At 72.1% G+C, this 2456-nt stretch carries 1 protein-coding gene and 1 pseudogene; both read left to right on the forward strand.

Annotated elements, in window-relative coordinates; all coding sequences use genetic code 11:
- Window positions 1–356: 356 nt before the first annotated feature.
- The gene (locus D7Y13_RS40805) at window positions 357–1316 is read left to right on the forward strand and encodes a hypothetical protein (RefSeq protein WP_120538387.1); all 960 of its coding nucleotides are present in this window, start codon (window positions 357–359) and stop codon (window positions 1314–1316) included.
- A 14-nt stretch (window positions 1317–1330) separates the two neighbouring features.
- Window positions 1331–2456: pseudogene (locus tag D7Y13_RS40810) on the forward strand (DUF1565 domain-containing protein); the annotation flags it as partial.

Raw genomic sequence — 2456 nt, forward strand, 5'->3', positions numbered from 1 at the left:
GCCCCGTCCTCGTCCAACAACGTGCGCACGGCCGCGGCACCGCCACGGCGTCCGCCGGGCCCCCCGCCCCCGCCCGACGACGAGGACGACGACGACCTGGGCCAGAGCACCGAGCTGAACACGTCGGAGAAGACGCAGATCCGTCCCGCGCCCGAACGCCCGCGCCGGTAGGACCCTCCGCATGACTCGACGGGGACCCTCCAGGTCTCCCGGACCCGGGTGACGTGACGCATCCGCGCGGGACGCCCGACGCCGGACATCCCCGTCGTCCCCAGGTGGGTGGGGCCCTGTCCCACCATGCGGCTTCCACGAATCCGGACCTTGCGACGCGGTCGGCTCGGGGAGAAAGTGGTCCCGTGTTGATCCCCTTCATCGCCGCGCTCACCCTGGTGGTCGCCCAGGCGCCCGCGACCACCTCCTCCGCGAAGCCCCTCACCGTGCTGCTGGCGCCGACGGACGTGGCGCGTGGCACGCCCCGCTACCTCATCGGAACCGCCCAGGAGCACGTGGCCGAACAGCTCAAGGCCCGGGGCCTGGAGGTGGTCCGCGTGGAGGACGTGACGCGCACGCTGCCCAAGAAGAAGCGCACCGCGATGATGCGCTGCAACCGCACGCAGCCCTCCTGCATCGCGTCGCTGGGCGTGGCGGCGAAGACGGACGTGGTGATGGTGACGGAGGTGGGCCCCTACCTCAACGCCTACAAGGCCGGCGTGCGCGTGTACACGGCCCAGGACGGCGCACCGCTCGTCGAGCACTCGGTGCCGGGCGTCACCGAGGATCAGGTGCTGGACGCGCTCAGCAAGTCCCTGGACGTGGTGGTGCCGCGCACGCTGCGGGTGCTGCGTCCGGAGCCGGTGGCGCCGCCGCCGCAGGTGGTGATCCAGCCTCCCACGGTGACGCCGGGCGACAAGCAGCCGGTGACGCCGGGCGTTTCGCCGGGCGTCGAGCCGCCCACGCGGGTGGACCTGGGCGACGCGCCCAGGGTGGAGACGCCGGGGCGGCGCAAGTGGGCGTGGGTGCCGGCGGCGGGCGGCGTGGTGCTCGCGGGCGTGGGCACGGTGTTCCTGGTGCAGTCGCGCAGCAAGTTCACCGACCTGGATGAGAACGAGTTCCCGACGCTGGCCGAGGCGGATGCGGCGCGGGACTCCGGCAAGCGTTCGCAGACGATTGGCGTGGTGGGCATCGGCGTGGGCGCGGCGGCGGTGGTGACCGGCGCGCTGCTGTACTTCCTGCCGACGAAGCAGTCTTCCGTTCAGCCGTCCGTGACGCTCACGCCCCAGGGTGGCGGATTGAGCGTCGCCGGGACGTGGCAGTGAGTTCGGGGAGAACCATGCGGAACATCTGGAAGGTCGGAGCGCTGGGCGCGGTGTTCGGTGCGGTGCTCAGCGTGGGCGGGTGCCAGGACTTCGACGCGGCCTATGAGAAGTGCGTGGCCGAGGGCCGCTGCGAACCGGATGGGGGCACGGCGGACGCAGGGGACGGGGGCAGGAGCGACGCCGGGGATGCAGGGCCGGAGTGCATTCCCAGTTCGATCCCCGACCAGCCCGATGATCAGGGGCTCGACACCGACTGCGATGGCGTGGATGGCGTCGCGGACGCGGGCTACTTCGTGGATCCCGCAGGCGGCAATGACACCACCGGCGACGGCTCCCGGGAGCGTCCTTTCGGGACGCTGGCCCATGCGCTGGAGCAGGTGCGCACCAACGCCTCCGGACGCACCACCCTCTATCTGGCGCGCGGGACCTACAACGAGGCCTCCACGGAGGTGACGGTGCCGGTCTCGCTCCATGGCGGATACAGCCGGCGCGGCACCACCAACGATTGGGATCGGTTCACCGACGGCGGCACGCTCATCGACGGCGGCACGCTGGCGTTCACCGTCCGCGACGTCACCGACGCGCGCGTCCTGCTGGATGGCCTCCACATCGCCTCCAACGACGCGCTCAACGACAGCGAGTCCTCCATCGCCCTTCGGGCGATCCACACCGCGAACCTGCAGCTCCACAACACCCGCGTGGAAGCAGGCCTGGGCGGGCCCGGAAACAAAGGCTCGCCAGCGAGCCCCGACGTGAAGGGCGCCCCCGGCATCCCGGGGGGCGCCGCCCAGCCCAGTGGTACGGGCTCCATCCCTGGAGATCAGGGCACGGGAGGCACCAGCACCTGTTCCGTCAGTGGCGCCGGAGTGGGTGGCCCCGGAGGCAGCGGCGTCGTCCGGGACCAGGGTGAGACCGGTGGGACGGGCGAGCCCGCGACGAAGGGTGGAGCGGGCGGCGCAGATGCTGGCCCCGTGGACAACTCCGGCGCCTTCAACTGCGTGGGCGGGCCGGGCCTCGACGGAGATCCAGGCGCCGAGGGAACCCCCGGAGGTCCCGGTGACGCAGGGTTCGGGATGGGGTTCTTGAACGTGGATGCCGGCGTCTGGGTGACTCGGCCCACGCAGAAGGGAGCCCCGGGTG

It is taken from the genome of Corallococcus praedator (assembly GCF_003612125.1).
Lineage (GTDB): Bacteria > Myxococcota > Myxococcia > Myxococcales > Myxococcaceae > Corallococcus > Corallococcus praedator.